The 23,709-nt window shown below is 55.5% G+C and carries 21 protein-coding genes and 1 other RNA gene; 13 read left to right on the top strand and 9 right to left on the bottom strand.

What is annotated here, in order from left to right; translation table 11 throughout:
- Positions 1-1,299: an alginate lyase family protein gene (locus tag FAZ14_RS13315; protein ID WP_153508685.1), complete on the top strand. Its 1,299-nt coding sequence runs from the start codon at positions 1-3 to the stop codon at positions 1,297-1,299.
- Between the two features lie 136 nt (positions 1,300-1,435).
- Here FAZ14_RS13315 and dolP read toward each other — a convergent pair whose 3' ends face one another.
- The 4 genes from dolP to FAZ14_RS13295 all read right to left on the bottom strand — a co-directional run bounded on the left by dolP (position 1,436) and on the right by FAZ14_RS13295 (position 5,129).
- Complete coding sequence (gene dolP, locus FAZ14_RS13310) at positions 1,436-2,011, bottom strand: division/outer membrane stress-associated lipid-binding lipoprotein (protein WP_016943080.1); 576 nt, start codon at positions 2,009-2,011, stop codon at positions 1,436-1,438.
- Positions 2,012-2,021: 10 nt separating this feature from the next.
- The gene (diaA, locus tag FAZ14_RS13305; protein ID WP_013316039.1) at positions 2,022-2,612 is read right to left on the bottom strand and encodes a DnaA initiator-associating protein DiaA; all 591 of its coding nucleotides are present in this window, start codon (positions 2,610-2,612) and stop codon (positions 2,022-2,024) included.
- Between the two features lie 73 nt (positions 2,613-2,685).
- Positions 2,686-3,042, bottom strand: coding sequence for a YraN family protein (locus FAZ14_RS13300; RefSeq protein WP_029456538.1), 357 nt, complete (start codon positions 3,040-3,042; stop codon positions 2,686-2,688).
- Complete coding sequence (locus tag FAZ14_RS13295) at positions 3,039-5,129, bottom strand: penicillin-binding protein activator (RefSeq protein WP_153508684.1); 2,091 nt, start codon at positions 5,127-5,129, stop codon at positions 3,039-3,041. The genes FAZ14_RS13300 and FAZ14_RS13295 overlap by 4 nt, the downstream gene beginning before the upstream one ends.
- 59 nt (positions 5,130-5,188) lie before the next feature.
- Here FAZ14_RS13295 and rsmI point away from each other — a divergent pair, with 59 nt between their 5' ends.
- From rsmI to ygiD, 3 genes are all read left to right on the top strand, one after another.
- Positions 5,189-6,076, top strand: a complete 888-nt coding sequence (rsmI, locus tag FAZ14_RS13290; RefSeq protein WP_016943077.1) for a 16S rRNA (cytidine(1402)-2'-O)-methyltransferase — start codon at positions 5,189-5,191, stop codon at positions 6,074-6,076.
- A 25-nt stretch (positions 6,077-6,101) separates the two neighbouring features.
- An RNA gene (gene rnpB / locus FAZ14_RS13285) (RNase P RNA component class A) lies at positions 6,102-6,480 on the top strand.
- Positions 6,481-6,655: 175 nt separating this feature from the next.
- Positions 6,656-7,444: a 4,5-DOPA-extradiol-dioxygenase gene (ygiD, locus tag FAZ14_RS13280; RefSeq protein ID WP_016943076.1), complete on the top strand. Its 789-nt coding sequence runs from the start codon at positions 6,656-6,658 to the stop codon at positions 7,442-7,444.
- Between the two features lie 67 nt (positions 7,445-7,511).
- On the opposite strand, the gene FAZ14_RS13275 is transcribed toward ygiD, so the two are convergent.
- The 3 genes from FAZ14_RS13275 to tolC form a co-directional block, all read right to left on the bottom strand.
- A complete protein-coding gene (locus FAZ14_RS13275; RefSeq protein ID WP_016943075.1) occupies positions 7,512-8,672 on the bottom strand; it encodes a glutathionylspermidine synthase family protein in 1,161 nt (386 codons plus the stop codon).
- Positions 8,673-8,683: 11 nt separating this feature from the next.
- Positions 8,684-9,412, bottom strand: coding sequence for a DUF1190 family protein (locus tag FAZ14_RS13270; RefSeq protein WP_016943074.1), 729 nt, complete (start codon positions 9,410-9,412; stop codon positions 8,684-8,686).
- A gap of 176 nt (positions 9,413-9,588) precedes the next feature.
- On the bottom strand, positions 9,589-10,989 hold the full coding sequence (tolC, locus tag FAZ14_RS13265; RefSeq protein WP_016943073.1) for an outer membrane channel protein TolC: 1,401 nt from the start codon (positions 10,987-10,989) through the stop codon (positions 9,589-9,591).
- Between the two features lie 403 nt (positions 10,990-11,392).
- Between tolC and nudF the strand changes: the two genes are divergently transcribed.
- The 6 genes from nudF to FAZ14_RS13235 all read left to right on the top strand — a co-directional run bounded on the left by nudF (position 11,393) and on the right by FAZ14_RS13235 (position 16,973).
- Complete coding sequence (nudF, locus tag FAZ14_RS13260) at positions 11,393-12,031, top strand: ADP-ribose diphosphatase (RefSeq protein ID WP_016943072.1); 639 nt, start codon at positions 11,393-11,395, stop codon at positions 12,029-12,031.
- Entirely contained in the window at positions 12,028-12,450 is a 423-nt protein-coding gene (locus FAZ14_RS13255; RefSeq protein ID WP_016943071.1) for a DUF1249 family protein, read from the top strand. The genes nudF and FAZ14_RS13255 overlap by 4 nt, the downstream gene beginning before the upstream one ends.
- A gap of 108 nt (positions 12,451-12,558) precedes the next feature.
- On the top strand, positions 12,559-13,386 hold the full coding sequence (gene cpdA / locus FAZ14_RS13250; protein ID WP_016943070.1) for a 3',5'-cyclic-AMP phosphodiesterase: 828 nt from the start codon (positions 12,559-12,561) through the stop codon (positions 13,384-13,386).
- Entirely contained in the window at positions 13,386-13,967 is a 582-nt protein-coding gene (gene yqiA / locus FAZ14_RS13245) for an esterase YqiA (protein ID WP_016943069.1), read from the top strand. The genes cpdA and yqiA overlap by 1 nt, the downstream gene beginning before the upstream one ends.
- A gap of 201 nt (positions 13,968-14,168) precedes the next feature.
- Positions 14,169-16,064 carry a DNA topoisomerase IV subunit B gene (parE, locus tag FAZ14_RS13240; RefSeq protein ID WP_016943068.1) on the top strand — a complete coding sequence of 632 codons (1,896 nt, stop codon included), beginning with the start codon at positions 14,169-14,171 and terminating at the stop codon, positions 16,062-16,064.
- A 12-nt stretch (positions 16,065-16,076) separates the two neighbouring features.
- A complete protein-coding gene (locus FAZ14_RS13235; RefSeq protein ID WP_016943067.1) occupies positions 16,077-16,973 on the top strand; it encodes a LysR family transcriptional regulator in 897 nt (298 codons plus the stop codon).
- A 40-nt stretch (positions 16,974-17,013) separates the two neighbouring features.
- Here FAZ14_RS13235 and FAZ14_RS13230 read toward each other — a convergent pair whose 3' ends face one another.
- The gene (locus tag FAZ14_RS13230) at positions 17,014-17,595 is read right to left on the bottom strand and encodes an NAD(P)H-dependent oxidoreductase (protein ID WP_038925970.1); all 582 of its coding nucleotides are present in this window, start codon (positions 17,593-17,595) and stop codon (positions 17,014-17,016) included.
- 283 nt (positions 17,596-17,878) lie between these two features.
- Here FAZ14_RS13230 and parC point away from each other — a divergent pair, with 283 nt between their 5' ends.
- The 3 genes from parC (at position 17,879) to ftsP (ending at position 22,655) form a co-directional block, all read left to right on the top strand.
- Positions 17,879-20,155: a DNA topoisomerase IV subunit A gene (gene parC, locus FAZ14_RS13225; protein ID WP_038925969.1), complete on the top strand. Its 2,277-nt coding sequence runs from the start codon at positions 17,879-17,881 to the stop codon at positions 20,153-20,155.
- A 265-nt stretch (positions 20,156-20,420) separates the two neighbouring features.
- On the top strand, positions 20,421-21,158 hold the full coding sequence (locus FAZ14_RS13220; RefSeq protein ID WP_038925968.1) for a 1-acylglycerol-3-phosphate O-acyltransferase: 738 nt from the start codon (positions 20,421-20,423) through the stop codon (positions 21,156-21,158).
- A gap of 87 nt (positions 21,159-21,245) precedes the next feature.
- Positions 21,246-22,655, top strand: a complete 1,410-nt coding sequence (gene ftsP, locus FAZ14_RS13215) for a cell division protein FtsP (protein ID WP_153508683.1) — start codon at positions 21,246-21,248, stop codon at positions 22,653-22,655.
- Between the two features lie 55 nt (positions 22,656-22,710).
- On the opposite strand, the gene dkgA is transcribed toward ftsP, so the two are convergent.
- Positions 22,711-23,556 carry a 2,5-didehydrogluconate reductase DkgA gene (dkgA, locus tag FAZ14_RS13210; RefSeq protein ID WP_016943062.1) on the bottom strand — a complete coding sequence of 282 codons (846 nt, stop codon included), beginning with the start codon at positions 23,554-23,556 and terminating at the stop codon, positions 22,711-22,713.
- Positions 23,557-23,709: the final 153 nt, after the last annotated feature.

The following is a 23,709-nucleotide window of genomic DNA, read 5'->3' as shown; positions in this document are numbered from 1 at the left end:
ATGCGGTATGGCATGGCTTTTTTGATATCGCTGTTGCTGGGGGGACTGATGGTGTCTGCCGACGCCGCTTCTGTCAAAAACGATAATTCTGCTTATGTATTTTTGCATGCGGATAGTCTTGCTCAGGTAAAACAGCGATTGCGCAATCAGACGGTACCGGCACAGCGGCAACTTGCTTATCAGCAATTGTTGCGGGCAGCGGACAGCGCGATGAAAAAACCTGACCTGACGGTTACTCAAAAACTTTCAATACCGCCGGGGGGTGACCGTCACGACTATCTGAGTCTGGCGGCATACTGGTGGCCTTCTCCCCAGCAAAAGGACGGCCTGCCTTGGGTGCGACATGACGGTAAGGTGAATCCGGCGACCAAGGGTGAACAGACCGATGCTGTCCGTCTGGCGACGTTTACCGATAGGGTACATGTGCTGGCACTGGCCTGGTATTTCTCGGAACGACCTGAATATGCCAATAAAGCCATTTCCATGATTCGTACCTGGTTTATCACGCCTGATACGCGGATGAACCCTAACCTGAATTATGCACAAGCGATTCCGGGCAGGAATGAGGGGCGCGGCGCGGGTGTCCTTGATGGGCGTTTTTTCGCTACCCGTATTGTGGATGCGTTAGCCATCGTGCAGCAGGCTCCGGGGTGGAGTGCCAATGACGATAAGCTGATGCGTCAGTGGATGACGGAGTACCTGCACTGGCTGCTGACAAGCCATCACGGCAAGCAGGAAGCGGCAGCAAAGAATAATCACGGTAGCTGGTATGCGGTGCAGGTGGCGGGTATCGCGGCCTATCTGGGGCAGACGGAAACAGTAAAGGCCATGGTGGCATTACAGCGACAAAAGCTCGACCATCAATTGGCGGCTGGCGGGGCGCAACCAGAGGAACTGGCACGAACCCGGTCGTTCCATTATAGCGTGTTCAATTTGCAGGCTGTCAGTGGGATGGCGATCCTCGCAGAGAAATATGGCGAAAATCTGTGGCGGTATCAGACACCTCAAGGGGAGAGTCTGCTGTCTGCGCTCGATTTCGTGGCCCCTTATTTGGATGCGTCCAGATCCTGGCCTTATAAGACGATAGGACGTGAACGTCGCGACGGTAGTCCGTTAATTCCACTGATGCTGCAGGCCGAACGGGCTATCGGTGCTCTCCGTTATCGGGCTGTTATCCAACAGGCCGGGTTTACGCCATTGTTGACCGGCGACGCGGAGGCGAAAACCGATGTCCCCGCCAGTGTAGATGCCCGGCGAAGTCTTTGGTTATTGGCGTTGCCCCCTTTGGGAGACAGGTAATGACATCATCATTAAGCAAGAAAGAATGACTGACAAGAACGTGCTGTCAGCAGAATATCGAAGCGGTGTTTACCGAAGGTTTTATGTCGAATGGTCATGGCGGCCAGTACGTGGCCGCCATGTAAAGCGTTATGGGTTAGTCGAGATAGCTGAACGCGGTCGTTACATGTTTGACGCCACCGACCTTACTGGTTATCTGGGCGGCTGACGTCGCTTCACGGCGAGTCACCATACCCAGCAAAAAGACTTCGCCATTTTCGGTGGTGACCTTCACATTGGAGGATTTCACCAGGTCGCTGGTTAGCAACTGAGAGCGCACTTTGGTGGTTATCCAGGTATCCATGGAGGCGGTGCCCAGTGAGATCGGCGTACCCTTACGAATTTCGTTATACACTTCGACGGTACCTTCCACGCCCATCGCTATCTGTTTCGCTCTGCTTGCCAGTTCGGTAGTGGGTGCCTGACCGGTCAGCAGAACCTTGCCCTGATAAGCGGTGACGGAGACCCGCGCTTCTTTGCTTAATTGCGCATCCTTACTCAGCGCGTTAGATACCCTGACCTCCAGCGTTCCGTCGTCTACCTGGGTGCCGACAGTCCGGGGGTCGGTCGCGGATTTGGTTGCAACCGCCGCGCTACCAATCGCGACAGCACCAATACAGCCTTGCAGCATCAGACAAGCAGACAGCAGGGCAATACAAGGGTAGATCCTCATGGGGTGCTCCTTAATCGTTCTGGTGTGGAAAAAGCGTGTTATCAATCAAATCGCACAAACAATTGACAGTTAGCATATGCATTTCCTGAATACGGGCGCTACGGTGCGACGGGATGCGAATTTCCACATCCTGCTGCCCCAGTAAACCCGCCAGCTCACCACCATCGTAGCCGGTCAGCGCTACAATAGTCATGTCACGCGTAACGGCGGCTTCTACCGCTTTGACGATATCGCGGCTGTTGCCGCGCGTAGATATCGCCAGCAAGACATCGCCAGCCTGACCCAGCGCCCGCACCTGCTTGGCATAGACCTCTTCATGCAAGCGATCGTTGGCGATAGCGGTTAAGACCACGTTATCAGCATTAAGTGCAATCGCAGGCAGACTAGGCCGTTCGGTTTCAAAACGATTAATCATACTGGCGGCAAAATGCTGTGCGTTGGCGGCAGAGGTACCGTTACCACAGCACAGGATTTTGTTGCCATTGAGCAGTGATTGCACCATGGCCAGCGCCGCGCGTGAAATGGCGTCCGGCAGTGCTTCTGCCGCAGCAATCTGGGTTTGGATGCTTTCCGTGAAACAGACTTTAATTCTCTCCAGCACGTTCTGTTAACCTGTTTTGAAGTTGAAAATCGTGGTGTGTTGAACATTCATCGTGTGTTGAATATTCATGGTGTTAATCAGGTTGCCCAAACGCATTAGGCAACCATTCCACCTGCGAGCCGGTCACCGCCAGAACATCAAAGCGGCAATCCGTGGAGTCGAGACTGGTACCCTGACGGGCCAACCAGACTGACGCGGCGTGTAGCAACGATCGCTGTTTTTGCCGGGTGATACTGGCCGCTGCACCGCCAAAATTGCTGTTACGGCGATAACGCACCTCGACAAATACCCAACTGTTGCCATCGCGCATGATCAAATCCAGTTCGCCGCCGCGTACTGTCACGTTAGCGGCGACAAAAATCAGCCCGGCGCGTTCGAGGTGGCGTCGGGCTAATTGTTCGTAGCGATCGCCGGTGTTACGCCGATTCAGGAGGCGGGCACCAGTTGTCCCTGACGGAACTGCAGCCAGGTGAGTTTACGTTTGACGACACAATCCGGCGTGGTACTCAGTATACCGGTCGCACCGGAAATCGAACTTCCTGGCTGGTGCAACTGTGCAAAGTTGCTGGCCAGTTTCCAGGCATCCATCCCCATTGCGAACAGCCGTACCAGAGAATAGTCGTTACGGAACTGGGTGCTGACTTGTTGCATCAACGCTGGGCTGGCTCCGGTCAGCAACGGAATATCGCTAAATTGCAGCCCTTCCATTTCAAACCGGAAGTCTGGCCCCAGACCTGCCTGAAAGCTGCGTGAACTGGCGTAGAGTGCCGGGTGCAGCGCGCCTTTGTTACGCATGTCGATCATCGGCTTGATCAGGGTGAGTTCATCAGGTGTGGCGATGATGTAAACCGCATCCACGTTACCGTCGCTGGTGACGTTGGCTATTGGTGGTGCCTGATTCGGGATAGTCAGACCGCCAACGGTGGTAGACGATGACGGTGACGACGTGGCGGTTATCACTGGTTGTCCATTGAGCGGAAGGCCTGCGCCGCTATTGATCGCCTGTTTCAGGTCATACACGCCGCCAGTGCGCTGTTGCAGGACCACACTGCCTGACTGCTGTTGCCAGGATTTGGCGAAAGCCGCCACTACCCTGTCACCCAGATTACCGCGTGGGGCCAGAATCAGTGGGTGTTGCTTGCCCTGTTTGTGGATGAACTCGGCGGCATCGGCCGCTTCGTCTTCCGGTGACAGCGCGAAATAACAGATGTTGGCATTCGGCTGGACCTGTTCCGGCTGGTTAAGTGCCAGCACATTCAGTGATGGGTTGAGTCTCGGCAGTTGTTCCACTTCGTTTTTAAGCAGCGGACCGACGATAGTCGTCGCACCGTCTTTTTGCGCCTGGGCTATTACGTTGGCCAGCGGCTGATTGGAGGTGTCATAGACTTTCACCGGAATCGTGCTGGCTGACGCTGACGCTGACGCTGTCGTTGCCGTTGCCGTTGCCGTTGCCGTTGCCATTGGCATTGCGGTTGCCGTGGCGGTAGCAGCAGGTGCTGGCGCAGAGGTTGCCGGGGTAGACGGCATCGTGCCATTTGGGGTCACTGTGGCTGACGCTCCAGCAGTGGCGATATTCGCCGCTTGCGCGATCTGGGCGGGTTGTGCCGGCATTGCCAGCGATGCCTGGCCGCTTCTGGCCGCGCTAAAACCTTGCTGAATCGCATTCGCGAAGACCTGTGCCTGCCCGTTTAACGGCAGCAGCAGCGCGATAGCGTTACTGCCCGCAGGGGCGGTTTCTCCGGCAGGCGTTGCTGTCGCTGCTGGCGGGGTACCGCCTAACTGTGACGGCAGTTGTTTAGCCGCCGGGTGGCGTGGATAACGTTTCTTCCAGTCTGCGATGGCGGCTTGCAGGTCAGCCGGGACTTGTGCTTTGGTCTGCCAGAGGTTCAGCAGATCCAGCCAGCCTTGCAGGGTATATTCGTCGACGTTGATGACCATCGAACCGAGATCCTGCTGGGTTAGCTGGGTTAATGCCGTCCAGGTTTGGTCTATATTGCGCTGATGCGCATCCCCTTGTAGCAGCGGCTCCAGCCCGATATAAGCACGGATCAGCGTCAGAGACGAGTGACCCTGAGCGGCGTTGATTTGTGTCTGGTAGTAGCGTTCCTGCTGTTGGGGAGAGAGCGATTTCACGTCCAGCTGTGCCAGCGTGGTGTTCGCCGCGTTCATGTCGTTCTGCGCGACGGCCAGTTCAGCTGTCAGCAGACGTTGCTCCTGGCGCTGTTTGTCGCTTAACTGCGACGGCAATGCGCTTAACTGGTTGCCCGCTTGCGGGAGTTTGCCTTCCTGAATCAGGGCATGAATCGCAAGTAATTGCCAGTCAGCCTTGCTATCATCACCACTTTGCTGCATCTGCTGCAGGTAGTAGTCGGAAGATGCGCCGGCTTTGCTCTCCACGCGTTGTTGGGGCGCGGTGCCTTGTGGGGCCTGGCTGGGACAGCCAGCGAGAAACAGAGCCGCCAGCATAACAGGAACCAGACGACCTGCATGGGTACGGACAGAATTTAACGGAAGCATACTGTATCCAGTGATGTTTTAACGATGCTCAATATTAAATCGGCAAACCGGATGAAACAATGAATCAAGACCAACAAGCTCAGATTTCCGCCTCTACGCTGTACATTGTTCCCACGCCTATCGGCAATCTGGCGGATATCACGCAGCGAGCGTTGACGGTACTGCAACAGGTTGATCTTATTGCAGCAGAAGATACCCGGCATACTGGTTTATTGTTACAACATTTCGCAATTAATGCGCGCCTGTTCGCACTCCATGACCACAATGAGCAGCAAAAGGCAGAACAATTGCTAGCCAGATTGCAGCAAGGCATGAGTATTGCGCTGGTGTCGGATGCGGGGACGCCGTTGATTAACGACCCCGGTTACCATCTGGTTCGGCGATGCCGCGAGGCTGGCGTGCGCGTTGTGCCGTTGCCGGGGCCGTGTGCGGCTATCACAGCGCTGTCTGCCGCCGGTTTGCCATCGGACCGCTTTTGTTATGAAGGTTTCCTGCCAGCAAAAACTAAAGCGCGTAAAGACACATTGCGTGATTTGCAGGAAGAGACGCGCACGCTGATTTTCTACGAATCAACCCACCGGCTGCTGGATAGCTTGCAGGATATGGTTGAGGTGTGGGGGGCGGATCGCTACGTGGTGCTGGCACGGGAACTGACCAAAACCTGGGAATCGCTGTACGGCGCGCCGGTGGGGGCGTTGTTGGCCTGGGTACAGGAAGACGAGAACCGCCGTAAAGGTGAGATGGTATTGATTGTGGAAGGGCATCAGCCTGACGACGATGCCTTGCCTGCGGCGGTGTTGCGCACTCTGCAACTGTTGCGGGCAGAATTGCCGCTGAAGAAAGCGGCGGCGCTGGCGGCAGAGATTCACGGTGTGAAAAAGAACGCGCTTTACCGTTATGGGCTGGAACAAGAAAACGGTGACGGTGCATCGGAAGATGACAAGTAGGACAATTTGTCCTATTATCCGCGCCGAAGTTGACCAGACAGTCGCCGCTTCGTCGTCGTCCTCCGTTAGGGGGAGACGGGCGGAGGGGAGGAAAGTCCGGGCTCCATAGGGCAGGGTGCCAGGTAACGCCTGGGGGGGAAACCCACGACCAGTGCAACAGAGAGCAAACCGCCGATGGCCCGCGTAAGCGGGATCAGGTAAGGGTGAAAGGGTGCGGTAAGAGCGCACCGCGCGGCTGGTAACAGTCCGTGGCACGGTAAACTCCACCCGGAGCAAGGCCAAATAGGGGTTCACATGGTACGGCCCGTACTGAACCCGGGTAGGCTGCTTGAGCCAGCGCGCGAGCTCTGGCCTAGATGAATGACTGTCCACGACAGAACCCGGCTTATCGGTCAACTTCACTCTTTCAGAACCCTGCCAATCGGCGGGGTTTTTTTATGTCTTTCTCCGGTGATACAGCTAAATCGTCAAATTTATTGACAATCATCATCATGGTTATCCGACTGTATCGACGAAACAGGAGGGGTAAAGTAGTCACTATCGGTACTCGCTACCCATACTGTTACTAAGGATATCGTTATGAGTATTTCCCGGATGCCGGCACTGTTTCTGGGCCACGGGAGCCCGATGAATGCGCTGGAAGACAATGAACACACACAGGCCTGGCATAAACTGGGTGAAACCCTGCCACGTCCGAAGGCAATAGTAGCGGTATCCGCACACTGGTATACCCGCGTGACGGCGGTAACGGCGATGAGTCAGCCGCGAACGATTCATGATTTCGGTGGCTTCCCACAGGCATTGTTCGATACTCGCTACCCTGCACCTGGTGCCCCGGATGTGGCGAAACGGGTACAAGAGGTCCTGTCGCCGGTTGAGGTCTACGCGGATCATCAGGAATGGGGGTTGGACCACGGCACCTGGGGGGTACTGATCAAGGTGTATCCGCAAGCGGATATCCCGGTTGTACAGATCAGCGTCGATGGTACTAAGCCACCGGCTTACCACTATGAGTTGGGCCGTAAACTGGCTGCGTTGCGTGATGAAGGCATTATGATCGTCGCCAGCGGCAACGTGGTGCACAACCTGCGGATGATTAAGTGGAGCGGCGATGGTTCGCCTTATAGCTGGGCAACCTCGTTTAACGATTTTGTTCGCAGCAATCTGCGCTGGCAGGGGGATGAGGCGGAACACCCACTGGTGAATTTCATGCAACACAATGATGCCGCGCTGTCTAACCCGACGCCGGATCATTTTCTGCCATTGCTGTATGTTCTGGGCAGTTGGAATGGTCAGGAGCCGATATCGACGCCGACAGACGGTATTGTGATGGGGTCGCTCAGCATGATGTCGGTACAGGTGGGGTGAGTCACCAGTCGAAAACAGGTATCGCGTGTCAGGGCGATACCTGTGGTTGTGCAGCAGTGCTCTGGCGTTAATCCAGAATGATATGCGGATAGAAGCGGGATAAATCCTGAGTGATCAGCTCCCGGTCTTCCCGCAGTCCGATACCGCAAGGGGTATCGCCTACCAGCCAACTGCCGATAAGCGTATAGCTATCATTAAATCGCGGTAGTGGGTGGAATTGCTGCACGATGGAACCTTCTTCACCATAAGGGCCATCCACGGCGGCGATTTGCTGGCCTTGTCGATAAATCTGGATGTTGGCACCTTCGCGCGAAAACAGTGGCTTGACCACGTAGTCACTCATAGCCGGTGGATTGTCTTCGGTGAAATAGGCTGGCAGCAGATTGGGATGGTTAGGAAACATGTGCCATAACATCGGCAACAGCGCCTTGTTGGAAAGCACGCTTTTCCAGCCCGGTTCCAGCCAGCGTACCCCCGCATCCGCCAGTTTGGTGGAGAAGGTTTCGCGTAGCATGAACTCCCACGGATAGAGTTTGAACAGGTTACCGATGGTGTTGTCCTGCAAATCGGTAAATTGCCCACGATCGCCTAAGCCTATCTCGTCGATGTACAGGAATTGATTTGGAATACCCGCTTCCTGTGCACAATCCTGCAAATACTGCACCGTTCCCCGATCTTCCTCCGTATCCCGGCAGCAGGTGAAATACAGTGCACCGAAACCGTGGTGGGTTCGCAGGTATTCAAAACGCTCGATCAGTCTTTCCTGCAAGCTATTGTACTGATCCGCGTGCGACGGCAGCAGACCGGCCTGGATCTGATCTTCCAACCAGATCCACTGAAAGAATGCGGATTCGTACAATGACGTCGGGGTATCCGCATTGTTTTCCAGTAACCGGGCGGGGCTTTTGCCGTCGTAAGCCAGATCGAGACGTGCATAGAGCGCTGGCTGGCGCGATAGCCATGAACTGCGCACGAAGTCCCAGGTATGGCGGGGAATTCGAAATTTGGTCAACAGCGCTTCGCTGTTGACCACTTTATCGACGACCTGCAAACACATCTGGTTTAGCTCGGCGGTGGTCTCTTCCAGCTCTTCAATTTGCGCCAGCGTAAACTGGTAGCAAGCGTCTTCACACCAGTAGGGTTCGCCATACAAGGTATGGAACTGAAAACCATATTCGGCCGCTTTTTCCCGCCAGTTCGGGCGTTCGTTAATCGCAATACGTTTCATGGCTGGCGACCTTATCCCCCGAAGGAGCGGCGAATTGGGGTTTCACTACCGCCACTTGAGCGTGTACCGGTACCTGTCGCATAGCCCGCGGTGCTACTGGATTTATCCCGGTTGTCCGTCATGTTAGCCGCCGGTGCGTTGTTGAGTCGGTTCACGGTATCGCCAAAGCCGCCACGGGTGGTGGTAATGCTGGACGTCGGTTTGGGCGTCATGGCGTCTTTCGGAACGGTGATGGTGCGCCCGGTGGTGGAACCGTAACTCTTACCGCTGGCATCCACATAGCTGCCGTTGGCCGGGCTATTGGGGGTATTCGGGCGGAACACCGGCTGTTGGGCAAAATTATTGCCTCCCATCAGCTTACCCATCATGAATCCCGCCATGAGCGGCATCCAGAAACTGCCGCTTTGCTGTGGCGCTGCGCTGGCAGTCGTTGCCCCTGCACTTGACTGGGTGCACTGGCTTTCGCCGAACGCTGCTACGCATTCCTCACGGGTCGCGAATTTGGGTGCGGTTCTTTCCGCTTCTTTCCGCGCATTGTTATAGGTGGTGGTGCACTGGTCTTTCATGGACGGATTAGTGCGAGAGCAATCATCCGCGTTTTGGTAGAGCGAAACGGTTTCGTCGGTTTTCTCGCAACCAGAGAGAATAAACGTGGCGCTGACAGCCAGTGCGATTGGAGCAATACGGTAACTCCAGCGTTTACGAAAACGTGCGTGGTTAATGTCTGACGTTCTTTTCATCGGTGAATCCCAGGGAAACAGGGCATCATGCCCATCATGTTAATAATAAGTATGCAGATATAAGGTGTACTTAAGCATAGGAGAAGGGGGAATGGCTTGTAAAGCATCGGCGGCGGGTGCGCGCCCTGCAAAGAAGCAAAATCAGGGGAACCGTTCTGGTTCCCCTGATGATGTGATTACGGTCTGGCTTTGGTGGTGGTTTTAACGGCGACCGCAGGCGGAATGTCTTCGCTGACGCTCGCAGAGGTGGAGACCGGTTTGCCCAACATGGCGTTCAGTGTACGCAGGTCGTCTTCATTTAACGTACCGAGCGCTTGCTTGAGGTTCAGCTGGTTGACCAGGTAATCATAACGTGCACCGGACAACTGCTGCTTAGCGTTGTACAGGGTACTGGTGGCACTCAACACATCAACAATGGTCCGGGTACCCACCTGATAACCGGCTTCCATGGCATCCAACGAGCTTTGTGCTGATATCACCGCCTGCTTGTAAGCGTTGACGCTACTGATCGAGGCAGAAATATTGTTATGCGCAGAGCGTAGCGTCTGGATGACCGAGCGGTGAGCACTTTCCATACTCTCACTGGATGCTACAAATCCGTATTGCGCCTGTTTCACCTTGGATGAGGTACCGCCGCCGCTGTAAATCGGCAACGAGAAGCTCAGGCCAACCTGATTCTGGCCCACATAGGTATTGTTGAAATTGTCGCCTACAGCACGTGAACCAGAGTAGTTGGTATTGGTGACGCCGGTGGCCGCCGTCAGATTAAGGGTAGGCAGGTGACCACTTTCCGCCGAACGAATCTGCTCGCGCGCCAGGTCCTGGCTCAAACGGGCAGACAACAAGCTGAGGTTGCGGTTTTCTGCTTCTTTCAGCAGGCCATTCACGGCACCAGGCTGTTGCGGGGCGAAACGATCGATATTCAGCCCGGCGAGCTGCGGATAGAATTGCCCGGTCACCTGACGCAGGGTTTCCATCGCGTTATCCAGATTGTTGCGTGCGGTCACTTCATTTGCCAGCACGCTGTCATACTGGGCGCGGGCGTTTTGTACGTCGGTGATGGCAACCAGGCCAACATTGAAACGCTGTGTAGTCTGGTCCAGTTCACGGTAGATAGCCTGTTTCTGGGCACTAACGTAAGACAGCGAGTCAATGGCGCGTAGTACGTTGAAGTAGGCGGTCGCGGTATTGAGCAGCAAGGTTTGTTGGGAAGTCTGATAACTGACGTCCTGAATACCAGCCTGTTTTTCCTGCAGGGTCAGGGCACGCCACAACGACATATTGAAGATGGACTGGGTTAACTGCAATGAAGCACTGGTCACATTATTGTTAATGTCTTTGCGGTCACGATAGCCGTTATTGTAGGTATAGTCTGCACCTAGACCCAACTGGGGCAGCAAGGACGAACGGGCTTCATTAATTTTCTCGAAAGCGGCGTCTCGGTTGGCGGCAGCACTGCGTAAATCTGGATTGGTCGTTTTGGCCTGTTGGTAAACCTGTAGCAGGTCTTCGGCCTGACTTGTGGCGCTAAAGCCAACCAGACCCAGACTGATGAGAAGTGGTAGCAGTTTCTTCATTTTCATTCCTTGTTGTGCAGCAAAGTTTTTTGGTTGCGCCATCTTGAGACGATATATCTACCGATTCTATCAGAATTGGCTAATCGAATTAGGTGGCTGAACGTGCCATCTTTTCCTTGCGGTTATCCCCAAAGCCTATTTTACTTAACGCCTTGGGTTTGGGCTCGCTACCCGGCAATGTGTCAGACACTGCCTTGGCAGGAGCGCCGTTTCAGACGTGCAAAGACATTGCACTGAGGCCTGGAACGCCTCATCCTTGCTGGTAGACTTTCCCGCACCCGATTATCCGTATCGGGCTGGCACGATTGCACGATGAATATTGCACAAAATGGTGAGCACCTGTCCACGTTTTCACCACAGAAAAAATGGCTTACCTGTTTTGTTGTCCACAGGAGTTGAGTTTATGGCGTCCTCAGATACACATCCCGGTACTTTTGCCAAAGATGATGTAGAAATTATTGCACGTGAAACCCTCTACAAGGGTTTTTTTTCACTGCAGCGCTACCGCTTTCGTCATCGCCTGTTTAACGGCGGTATGAGCGATGAAGTCAGCCGGGAAATTCTGGAGCGCGGCCATGCCGTTGTGTTGCTGCCTTATGACCCGGTGCGCGACGAAGTGGTGTTGATAGAACAAATTCGCATTGCCGCTTATGACACCAGTCCGTCACCGTGGTTGTTCGAGCTGGTGGCTGGCATGATCGAACCTGGTGAAAGTCAGGAAGAGGTGGCGCGCCGGGAAGCGAAGGAAGAGGCCGGGCTGGTCGTGAAGCGCTGCCGTCCGGCGCTCAGTTATCTGGCAAGCCCTGGCGGCACCAGTGAACGTCTGGCTATTTGGGTTGGCGAGGTGGATGCCAGCGCTGCCAGCGGTATTCACGGCTTAGCAGAAGAAAACGAAGATATCCGCGTGCATGTCGTTAGCCGCGAGCAGAGCTACCAGTGGGTGGAACAGGGGATTATTGATAACGCCGCTTCTGTCATTGCCTTGCAATGGTTGGCATTGCACCATGATACATTGAAAAAAGCCTGGGTGGACGGACAATGAAGCGCTATACCCCGGATTTCCCGGAAATGATGCGGCTGAGCGAAATGAACTTCGCGCAGCTACGCCGTCTGCTGCCTCGCAATGAGGAAGTGGGCGCTGCGGTGGTGTATCAGGTCCATAACGCCAGTTACCGTTTAACTATTCTGGAGTCTACGCGGTATACGGCGCTGGTGGAGATCCAGCAGATAGCCCCGTCGGTCAGTTACTGGAGCCTGCCGACGCTGTCGGTACGGCTCTACTACGATGCGATGGTTGCGGAAGTGTGTTCCAGTCAGCAGATCTTCCGCTTTAAGGCACGTTATGATTATCCGAACAAGAAGTTACATCAACGTGACGAAAAGCATCAGATTAATCAGTTTCTTGCCGACTGGCTGAGATATTGCCTGGCGTGTGGTTCAATGTCGGTTCCTGTGTGTTAGACATATCCACCTTTAAAGTACAGAGCGTGAGCCGCTTTGCTGCAATCCTGGCTATTTAAGGGTGTGGATCGATTTGTTAGGCAGATTGCAAAGACCCAAGGACACTATTTGGAAAGCCTGTTGACACTTCCTGTGGCGTGTGGGGCCAGAGTCAGGATTTTACAAATAACAGATACCCACCTTTTTGCCGACGAGCAGGGGACCCTGCTCGGTGTGAATACTAACCGCAGCTATCAGGCGGTGCTGAATGCTATCGCAGCTCAGCAAATGAATGTCGATCTGATTACCGCTACCGGAGATTTGGCGCAGGACCATACGCAGGACGCGTACACGCATTTTGCGACGGGTATTCGTCGTCTTGGCGCACCTTGCGTCTGGTTGCCCGGCAACCATGACTTTCAGCCCGCGATGGTGGATGTGCTGGCCCGTTCGGGGATTGCACCGTCCAAACATGTGCTACTGGGTGAGCACTGGCAGGTTATTTTGCTGGATAGTCAGGTATTCGGCGTACCGCATGGCGAATTGAGTGAATACCAACTGGAGTGGCTGGATCGCAGCCTGCAAAGTCAGCCAGAACGCCATACATTGCTGATGCTGCATCATCATCCGTTATCATCGGGTTGTACCTGGCTTGATCAACACAGTCTGCGTAATGCTCACAGTCTGGATGCGTTGTTGTCCCGTTTCCCGCATGTGCGTACCGTGTTGTGCGGCCATATTCATCAGGAAATGGATCTGGACTGGAACGGCCGCCGCCTGCTGGCGACGCCGTCGACCTGCGTGCAATTCAAGCCGCACTGCACTAACTTTACCATTGATAATGTCGCGCCCGGCTGGCGCTATCTGGAATTGTTGCCGGATGGCGGAGTGGAAACCCGGGTCTGTCGCCTTGAAGGAAATGAATTCCTGCCAGATATGGATTCGGACGGTTACTGATGCCCACCCTGCTTTATCTTCACGGTTTCAATAGCTCGCCGTTGTCGGCGAAAGCCACGGCGTTGCAGCAGTGGCTGGCGCAGCACCATCCCCAGATTGATATGCTGGTGCCGCAATTGCCGCCTTACCCGGCACAAGCGGCGGAAATGATAGAACAACTGGTCATGGAGCGAGCTGGAAGGCCGCTCGGCCTGGTTGGTTCATCGCTGGGTGGCTATTACGCGACCTGGCTGTCACAGTGTTTTCGCCTGCCAGCGGTAGTGGTTAACCCCGCGGTACGGCCCTACGAATTGCTGCAGGATTTCCTGGGTGAACAGCAGAACCCCTACACCGGCGAGCAATATGTGTTAGAGTCTCGGCACATTTACGATCTCAAGGTGATGCAGGTCGAACCGCTGGAATCTCCGGATTTACTGTGGTGCCTGCTGCAGACTGGGGATGAGGTGCTGGATTACCGTCAGGCCGTCGCTTACTACACGGCCTGTCGTCAGACGGTAGAGTCCGGCGGTAATCATGCGTTTGTAGGGTTTGAGCACTATTTTGCGCCGATGATCGATTTTCTTGGATTAACGGTGGACTGACTCATCCTGGCGTCGCCGCGATGAACGGACGGCGCTCCTCATCACCCCTATCCCGTTTGTCAGGTTGGTCAAACCCGTGTTGATGGGGACTTTCACCCTGATAATCAACGCTTGGCGTGGTGCCTGCGCCACGTATAATCGCGGGATACTGTCTGACTTTCAAATTCTGACTTTCAAACAACGACAACATGCATTCTAACCATGACGCAATCAAGTTATAACGCTGATGCGATTGAAGTCCTCAGCGGGCTGGAGCCGGTGCGCCGCCGTCCGGGGATGTACACCGATACCACCCGTCCCAACCATCTGGGACAAGAGGTGATAGACAACAGCGTCGACGAAGCGTTGGCTGGCCACGCCCGTCGTATCGATGTGATCCTGCATCCTGATCAGTCACTAGAGGTGATTGATGATGGGCGCGGGATGCCGGTGGATATCCACCCGGAAGAGGGGGTTCCCGCTGTCGAGCTGATCCTCTGCCGTCTGCATGCCGGGGGGAAATTTTCTAACAAGAATTACCAGTTTTCCGGCGGTTTGCATGGCGTGGGGATTTCCGTGGTCAACGCGCTGTCCACTCGGGTGGAAGTGACGGTACGCCGCGACGGCCAGGTCTACGACATCGCGTTTGAAAACGGCGATAAAGTACAGGATTTGACGGTGACAGGCACCTGCGGTCGCCGTAACACCGGTACCCGTGTACGCTTCTGGCCTGATGTGACGTTCTTCGACAGCCCGCGTTTTTCCGTGTTATCCCTGACGCACCTGCTGAAAGCCAAGGCCGTGTTGTGCCCCGGCGTGGAAATTGTCTTTAAAGACGGCGTGAACGATACCGAGCAGCGCTGGTGTTATCAGGGCGGTCTGAGCGATTACCTGTGCGAAGCGGTCAACGGCTTGCCGACGCTGCCGGAAAAACCGTTCGTTGGCGCTATCCCCGGCGATACCGAAGCGGTGGAATGGGCGCTGCTGTGGTTGCCGGAAGGCGGCGAACTGCTGACCGAAAGTTACGTTAACCTGATCCCGACCATGCAAGGCGGTACTCACGTCAACGGCTTGCGGCAAGGGTTGCTGGATGCGATGCGCGAATTCTGCGAATTCCGCAATATATTGCCGCGTGGCGTTAAGCTCAGTGCCGAAGACATCTGGGAGCGTTGCGCTTATGTGTTATCGCTGAAGATGCAGGACCCCCAATTCGCTGGTCAGACGAAGGAGCGGCTGTCGTCACGTCAGTCGGCGGCATTCGTTTCCGGTGTGGTCAAAGATGCCTTCAGCCTGTGGCTGAATCAGAACGTACAGGCGGCGGAGCAACTGGCGGAGATGGCTATCTCCAGCGCCCAGCGTCGTATGCGCGCGGCCAAGAAAGTGGTGCGCAAGAAGCTGACCAGTGGTCCGGCGCTGCCCGGTAAGCTGGCGGACTGTACCTCGCAAGATTTGAGCAAAACTGAGCTGTTTCTGGTGGAAGGGGATTCAGCAGGCGGCTCCGCTAAACAGGCGCGCGATCGTGAATATCAGGCGATCATGCCGCTCAAGGGTAAGATCCTCAACACCTGGGAAGTCTCGTCGGATGAAGTGCTGGCATCGCAGGAAGTCCACGATATTTCGGTGGCGATCGGCATCGATCCTGACAGTGACGACCTGAGCCAGTTGCGTTACGGCAAGATCTGTATTCTGGCGGATGCGGATTCAGACGGGTTGCACATTGCCACGCTGTTGTGTGCGCTGTTTGTACGCCATTTCCGCGCACTGGTGCAGGGTGGTCATGTGTATGTCGCCATGCCGCCGCTATACCGCATCGACCTCGGAAAAGAGGTGTACTACGCGCTGGATGAAGAAGAGAAAGCCGGTATCCTCGAACAGCTCAAACGTAAGAAAGGCAAGCCTAACGTGCAGCGTTTTAAAGGGTTGGGTGAAATGAACCCGATGCAACTGCGTGAAACCACGTTGGATCCGAATACCCGGCGTCTGGTACAGCTTACGGTGAGTGAGCAGGACATTGAGCAGACTATGGCGACCATGGATATGCTGCTGGCGAAAAAACGTTCTGAAGATCGCCGCAACTGGTTGCAGGAGAAGGGCGACAAGGCCGAGCTTGACGTCTGACGCCCGGGTACGATGAAAGTCACGCTGGAAGAGATGCAGGCATTCGTGGTGGTGGTGGACTGTGGGTCTGTCACCGCCGCGGCTGGACAACTGGGGCAAACCACCTCGGGGATCAGCCGGGCGTTGAGTCGTCTGGAAAGCAAGCTCGGCATGACGCTGATGCACCGTACTACCCGTCGGCTGGCGTTGTCGGAAGAAGGGCAGATCTTTTTACAACATGCGCGTGACGCGCTGTATGCGGTCGAGCTGGCGGAAGAGCAAATGGCGTTGCGCCGCAGTAAACCCTGCGGGCGGTTACGCATTAACGCTGCCGCCTCGTTTATGCAGCATGTGATCGTGCCGATAATCCCGGAGTTTCGCCGCCGTTATCCCTGCATTTTGCTGGAATTAAATAGCGATGATCTGATTATCGATTTGCTGGAACAGCAAACCGATATCGCGATTCGCATCGGTGAATTGCGTGACTCCAGCATCCATGCCCGGCCGCTGGGTGCCACTCGGCTGCGTCTTCTGGCAAGTCCTGCCTACCTGAACCGTCACGGCACGCCACTGAGTGTGGACGCGCTGGTGGGCCACACTTTGCTGGGGTTTACCCAGTCCGAGTCGTTAAATCTCTGGCCGTTACGCAACGCATTTGGCGATGATTATCCTATTTCGCCGACGATCGCTGCGTCTAATGGTGAAATGTTGCGTCAACTGGCGTTGTGTGGGGAAGGCATTGTCCGGCTGTCGGATTTTATGACCCGGGATGATGTGGCGGCAGGTCGACTGGTGCAGGTGTTAGCGCAAGAGACGTTAGACCGGCGTCTGCCGGTGAATGCGGTGTACTACCGCAATACGGAACTGGCCAGCCGGATTGTCTGTTTTCTGGATTTTCTTAGCGAGAAAGTGGCGCAGCATCCACTGTAGTGGTGAAGTGAATGCCGCGCCGAGGGTAGCAAACCGTGAATCAGGCGAAAGCCTTGTCAAGGTGGGCGCGGTAGCGGGCAATGTCCCGCTCGACGTCCGGTTGTTTGATGACATCGTTGCAGATGAAGGTGGGCAGCGGTGCCAGACCGATGAACTGGTTGGCCTTGTGAAACGGCAGGTAGACGCCGTCTACGCCGACACCATGGAAGAACTGGTCCGGGTCGGTGAAGGCCTCCAGCGGGGCGTTCCAGGTCAGCGACAGCAGGTAGTGTTTGCCCTGTAATAAGCCGCCAGAACCGTATTTTTTGCTGGCGTCCGCGCGGGTGCGGCCATCACTGGCGTACAGAGAGCCGTGTCCGGCGGTGAAGACGTCGTCGATGTATTTTTTCAGGGTCCAGGGGGCACCCATCCACCAGCCTGGCATTTGGTAGATGATGGTGTCGGCCCACAGGATATTCTGTACTTCCTGTTCGATGTCGTAGCCGTCATCGACCGTGGTGACGCGGACCTGGCGACCTTTGTCACGCAGGAACGTGGCGGCGACATCCGTCAGGGTACGGTTGAGTTCCCCTTTGGAATGGCCGAAGGCTTTTCCAGCATTGATGATGAGTACGTTTTGCATGGCTGATGACCTCAAATGGTATAAACAGGCGTTGAAAGGCAGTCTAGCTGATAGCGTGATGGGGAAAAACGTGCTGTGACGCACAACACTGTTGCTGAGTAGTCAATAATCGCGGGTTTGGGATCGAACAATGCATTGCGCCAGCAGGATGCCGTGAAGAGAGATACAACTTGCGTTACTATCCGGTCAGTGTTGTCCGGTCGATTTGCCACGTTGTGGTTCATCGCGCAACAATAAGCGAGTTTTTTGAACATGGCGATACGCCACGGTTTAAGGATTATCAATGAGTGACATGACTCATGACGGCGCAGAGCGTCTTGCGCTGCACACATTTACTGAGAACGCCTACCTCAATTATTCCATGTACGTCATCATGGACCGGGCGCTTCCCTTTATTGGCGATGGCCTCAAGCCGGTTCAGCGTCGTATCGTGTATGCGATGTCCGAACTGGGGCTGAGCGCCAGTGCCAAATTCAAAAAATCCGCCCGTACGGTGGGTGACGTGCTGGGTAAATATCATCCGCACGGTGACGGTGCCTGTTACGAGGCGATGGTGCTGATGGCGCAGCCTTTCTCCTACCGCTACCCGTTGGTAGACGGTCAGGGGAACTGGGGGGCGCCGGATGATCCCAAATCGTTCGCCGCCATGCGTTATACCGAGTCCCGTTTGTCGAAGTATGCTGAGGTGCTGCTGGGCGAACTGGGGCAGGGTACGGTGGATTATGTGCCGAACTTTGACGGCACATTGCAGGAGCCGAAGATGCTGCCTGCCCGCCTGCCTAATATCCTGCTTAACGGCACCACCGGTATCGCTGTCGGTATGGCGACGGATATTCCGCCACATAACGTGCGTGAAGTGGCCGCGGCGGCCATGGCGTTGATCGATGAGCCGGAGACACCGCTGGAAGCGTTGCTGCGTTACGTGCAGGGGCCGGATTTCCCGACCGAAGCAGAAATCATCACCCCGCGTGATGAGATCCGCAAAATGTACGAAAGCGGTCGTGGCTCGGTGCGCATGCGTGCGGTGTGGAAGAAAGAAGATGGCAGCGTGGTGATCACCGCATTGCCGCATCAGGTCTCGGGGGCGCGCGTGTTGGAGCAGATAGCCAGTCAGATGCGGGCCAAAAAGTTACCGATGATCGACGATCTGCGTGATGAGTCCGACCATGAGAACCCGACCCGGCTGGTGCTGGTGCCGCGTTCCAACCGTATCGATCTGGATCAGGTGATGAACCATTTGTTCGCCACCACCGATCTGGAAAAGAGCTACCGCATCAACATGAACATGATCGGTCTGGATGGTCGCCCTGCGGTAAAAGGGCTACGGGAAATCCTGACTGAATGGCTGGCGTTTCGCCGCGATACGGTGCGCCGTCGGTTGAACTTCCGGCTGGATAAGGTTCTCAAGCGCCTGCATATCCTGGAAGGCTTGCTGATTGCGTTCCTGAATATCGATGAAGTCATCCATATCATCCGCAACGAAGATGAACCGAAGCCGGTTCTGATGGCGAAGTTCGGCCTGAGCGATACCCAGGCTGAAGCCATTCTGGAACTGAAACTGCGTCATTTGGCCAAACTGGAAGAGATGAAGATCCGTGGTGAGCAGGACGATCTGGCCAAAGAGCGCGATCAGATTCAGGCGTTGCTGGCCTCAGAGCGCAAGATGAACACCCTGCTGAAGAAAGAGATTCAGGAAGACGCCAAAGCCTATGGCGATGATCGCCGTTCGCCGCTGCATGAACGCGGTGAAGCTAAAGCCATGAGCGAACATGACCTGTCGCCGTCTGAACCCGTGACCATCGTGCTGTCGGAAATGGGCTGGGTGCGCAGTGCCAAGGGGCACGATATCGACCCGTCTGGCCTGAGTTACAAGGCAGGTGATGCCTATCGCGCCGCTGCCCGTGGCAAGAGCAACCAGCCGGTGGTGTTCATGGATTCGACCGGACGCAGCTATGCGCTCGACCCACTCACGCTGCCGTCGGCGCGTGGGCAAGGTGAACCGTTGACCGGTAAATTGACCTTGCCGCCAGGGGCTTCCATTGAACGGGTGTTGATGGCATCAGATAACCAGCGGCTACTGCTGGCCTCTGACGCCGGTTACGGTTTTATCTGTACCTTTGCCGATTTGGTTGCCCGTAACCGGGTGGGGAAAGCAGTGATAACCCTGCCAGATAATGCGCGTGTGTTGCCACCGCTGGAGTTGCAGCGTGACGATGACTTGCTGCTCACGATCACCGCAGCAGGACGCATGTTGTTGTTCCCGGTTGCTGACCTGCCAGCCTTATCAAAAGGCAAGGGCAATAAGATAGTCTCGATTCCGGCGGCGCAACTGGCTAGCGGTGACGATCGGATACTGTGGCTGATGGCGATTGCGCCGCAATCTTCCGTCACGCTATACGCCGGTAAGCGCAAGTACTCCTTGCGTCCGGAAGAACTGCAGAAGTATCAGGCCAGCCGAGGCTGTAAAGGCACATCGTTGCCGCGCGGTTTGCAACGGGTCGAGCGCATCGAGGTGGATGTGCCTGCTGGTATCGCAAACGTCGGTAGCAGCGAAGAGTAGTCGTGAAGAAGAATCGCGAAGAAGAGTGCCTTTAATGAAGGCAGACGGCCCGCCGTTGTGTGTGGAGGGTCGTCAACACGGTCCCTGCCTTGTCGGGGATGGGCGGATAAGCGTCATCCCCGAGACGATTCTCTTTTGTCATTTTTTCCTGTACGTCCGATGGCTGTTTTTGGGTGGGGCTGTACGGTTTGCTGCGGCAAGGTTCGCCGTGTGTTTTAACGCGAAGCCGCTATACTAGCGGCGGCTGTTGGCTAATGAGGTTGCTATGTTATTCATTCTCCGCTTTTTGGTGGTGATCATCTTTTCTGTCGTGGTGTCTCTGGTTGGCTTCGTGTACTGCCTGTTTAGTCCAAAAGACCCTCGCCATGTTTCCCGGTTTGGTCGTTTGTTTGGCCGTTTATCGGTGGTGTTTGGTCTTAAGGTGGACATTCGCTATCCCCAGGCGTCCCATTTTGAGGGCAACTGTATCTATATCGCCAACCATCAGAACAACTACGATATGGTGACGGCGGCTAAAGTGGTGATGCCGGGTACCGTCACGGTTGGTAAGAAGAGTCTGGTGTGGATCCCGTTTTTCGGCCCGCTGTACTGGCTGGCGGGGAATCTGTTGATTGATCGGGATAATAAAGCGAAGGCCCATGGCACCATCTCACAGGTGGTGGATCACATTAAAAAGCGCAACATTTCGGTGTGGATGTTTCCAGAAGGGACGCGCAGCCGCGGGCGCGGTCTGTTGCCGTTCAAAACCGGTGCGTTCCATGCCGCGATTGCCGCCGGGGTGCCGGTCGTCCCGATCTGTGTCTCCAGCACGCATAAAAAAGTGAAGCTGAACCGCTGGAACAATGGTCATGTGATTGTTGAAGTGTTGCCGCCGATCGACTGCAGCGGTTATGGCAAGGATCAGGTGCGTGAACTGGCTACTTATTGCCATGACCTGATGGCGGAGAAAATCGCCCAGTTGGATGCCGAAGTTGCACAACGCGAAGCGGCGGAAAAACGCTAACGTCAGCGCCAGGATGTGCTGTGTGGCCTTACGGGTGGCGGTACGACCCGGTGGGAGTAAGGGATTGGATCGGTTTTCGGAGTCGTTATGTCATTGAGTCGGCGTCAGTTTCTTCAGGCCTCTGGGGTTGCGCTCTGTGCGGGTGCAATGCCGTTGACGGCCAGAGCTGATAGCGGGAAGAATCCGCTGCCTGTGCCGCCACTGCTGGAGTCTCGTCGTGGACAGCCGGTTTTTCTGACCATGCAGCGGGCGCACTGGGCGTTTTCTGGTGAGCGTAAAAACCCGGTATGGGGATTTAATGGCCGTTATCTTGGCCCGACTGTGCGGGTGTTCAGTGATGGTGACGTGAAGCTGGTCTATAGCAACCGTCTTAGTGAGCCGGTGTCGATGACCGTGAGCGGCTTGCAGGTGCCGGGGTCGCTGATGGGCGGCGCGGGTCGCATGATTCAGCCGAATATGGACTGGTCGCCGGTGTTGCCGATGCGGCAGGCGGCAGCGACCTGCTGGTACCATGCCAATACGCCCAATCGTATGGCACCGCACGTCTATAATGGGCTGGCGGGCATGTGGCTGATAGAAGATAGTCTCAGTAAATCGCTGCCGATCCCCAACCACTATGGTGTGGATGATTTCCCACTGATTATTCAGGATAAACGGCTGGATAACTTCGGTGCGCCGCTGTACAGCCCGCCCAGCAGTGGTGGTTTCATCGGGGATACATTACTGGTGAATGGCGCACAGAACCCGTATGTGGAAGTGTCGCGCGGTTGGGTGCGTTTGCGCCTGCTCAACGCCTCTAACGCCCGTCGCTATGTGATGCGCATGAGTGATGGTCGCCCGTTGCATCTTATCGCCAACGATCAAGGTTTCCTGCCTGCGCCGATGGCATTGAATCAGCTTTCACTGGCACCCGGCGAACGCCGTGAGGTGCTGGTTGATATGTCGCAGGGCAATGAAGCGACGCTGACCGCAGGGGAGTCCGCGACCCTCATGCAGCGGTTACGCGGCTTGTTCGAGCCATCGACGATTTTGGTGTCATCGGTGGTGTTAACCCTGCGACCCACTGGTTTGTTGCCGCTGGTGACCAATACTCTGCCGATGCGCCTTTTGAGCGACAATATTATTGATGGCGCGGTCAGCCGGACGCGCGAATTCCGCCTGGGTGACAGCCTGCCCGGTATCAATGGTGCCATGTGGGATATCAACCGTGTGGATGTGCAAACGCAGGTCGGGCGTTATGAACGCTGGATAGTGCATGCTGATCAAGCGCAGCCCTTCCATATTCAAGGGGCGGCATTTCTGGTGCGCAGCGTGAACGGTGGCCTGACGCCGCCGGAAGACAGCGGCTGGAAAGACACGGTGTGGGTGGAAAATAATGTGGAACTGCTGGTGTATTTCGGCCAGTTCTCCACGCCACAATTTCCGTTCCTGTATTACAGCCACACACTGGAAATGGCGGATCGTGGTTCTACCGCCCAACTGGTGGTGCAGCCCTGACACCCGCGCCAGCGGTGCGGGAAGCCGGATACAGTGAAGATATGTCTGGTGAATATTAGTCTTTGCGCGGCGCGTCGGTACGCGGTTGGTCAGGGTCTGGCCCCAGCCGCTTGCCACAATCCAGCGTGGCGATGTCGCTCAGTTCCTCTTTTTCCAGCCTAAAATCAAACACTGCAAAATTTTCCCGGATACGCGCTGGCGTAACAGATTTGGGGATGACGATTAAACCACTGTCCAGATGCCAGCGAATCACAATCTGTGCCGGTGTCTTGCCGTATTTCTTCGCCAGCGTGTGGATAACCGGGTGGTCAAATACGCCTTCGCCTCCCTGCGCCAGCGGGCTCCAGGATTCGGTCTGGATATGATGGGTGGTATTCCAGGTTTGCAGCATGCGCTGCTGGAAAAGCGGGTGTAATTCCACCTGATTGATGACCGGCATCACCCCGGTTTCTTCTTTCAGGCGTTGCAGATGGTGTGGGTTGAAGTTGCACACACCGACGCTTTTTGCCAGCCCCTGCTCTCTGAGATTGAGTAACCCACGCCAGGCTTCAACGTAGGTGTTCTGTTCCGGCAGCGGCCAATGGATCAGATACAGGTCAACGTACTCCAGTTGTAGTTTTCGCAGGCTTTCTTCGAGCGCCTGACGCGGATGTGCCTGATCGCTGTTCCATAGCTTGGTGGTGATGAAGATATCACTGCGCGGGATGGCCGTTTCCTGCAAGGCCTTGCCGACACCCACTTCGTTTTTGTAGATAGCGGCAGTATCAATTGAACGGTAGCCGACATTCAGCGCTTCGGTCACTGCGGCAGTGGCTTGTTCATTGCTGGCTTGCCAGACGCCAAGCCCCAGTTGGGGCATGATAGTACCGTCAGCCAGTTTGACCAGAGGTTGCATCGTCATGTCATTCTCCTTATTGTGCGCCTCCAGCGCCCGGCCGTGGAGGATTCTGGCGGCATGGCGGCAAGGTAGCGATGAGACAACAACGCCGCCAGAACGGCGGCGTATCGGGACTGTTTTCACACCAAAATGATCTTTCATTCAAGACAGTGCCAG

This window comes from Dickeya oryzae (assembly GCF_009372235.1).
GTDB classification, from domain to species: domain Bacteria; phylum Pseudomonadota; class Gammaproteobacteria; order Enterobacterales; family Enterobacteriaceae; genus Dickeya; species Dickeya oryzae.
This window is presented reverse-complemented; position numbering and strand designations above follow the sequence as displayed.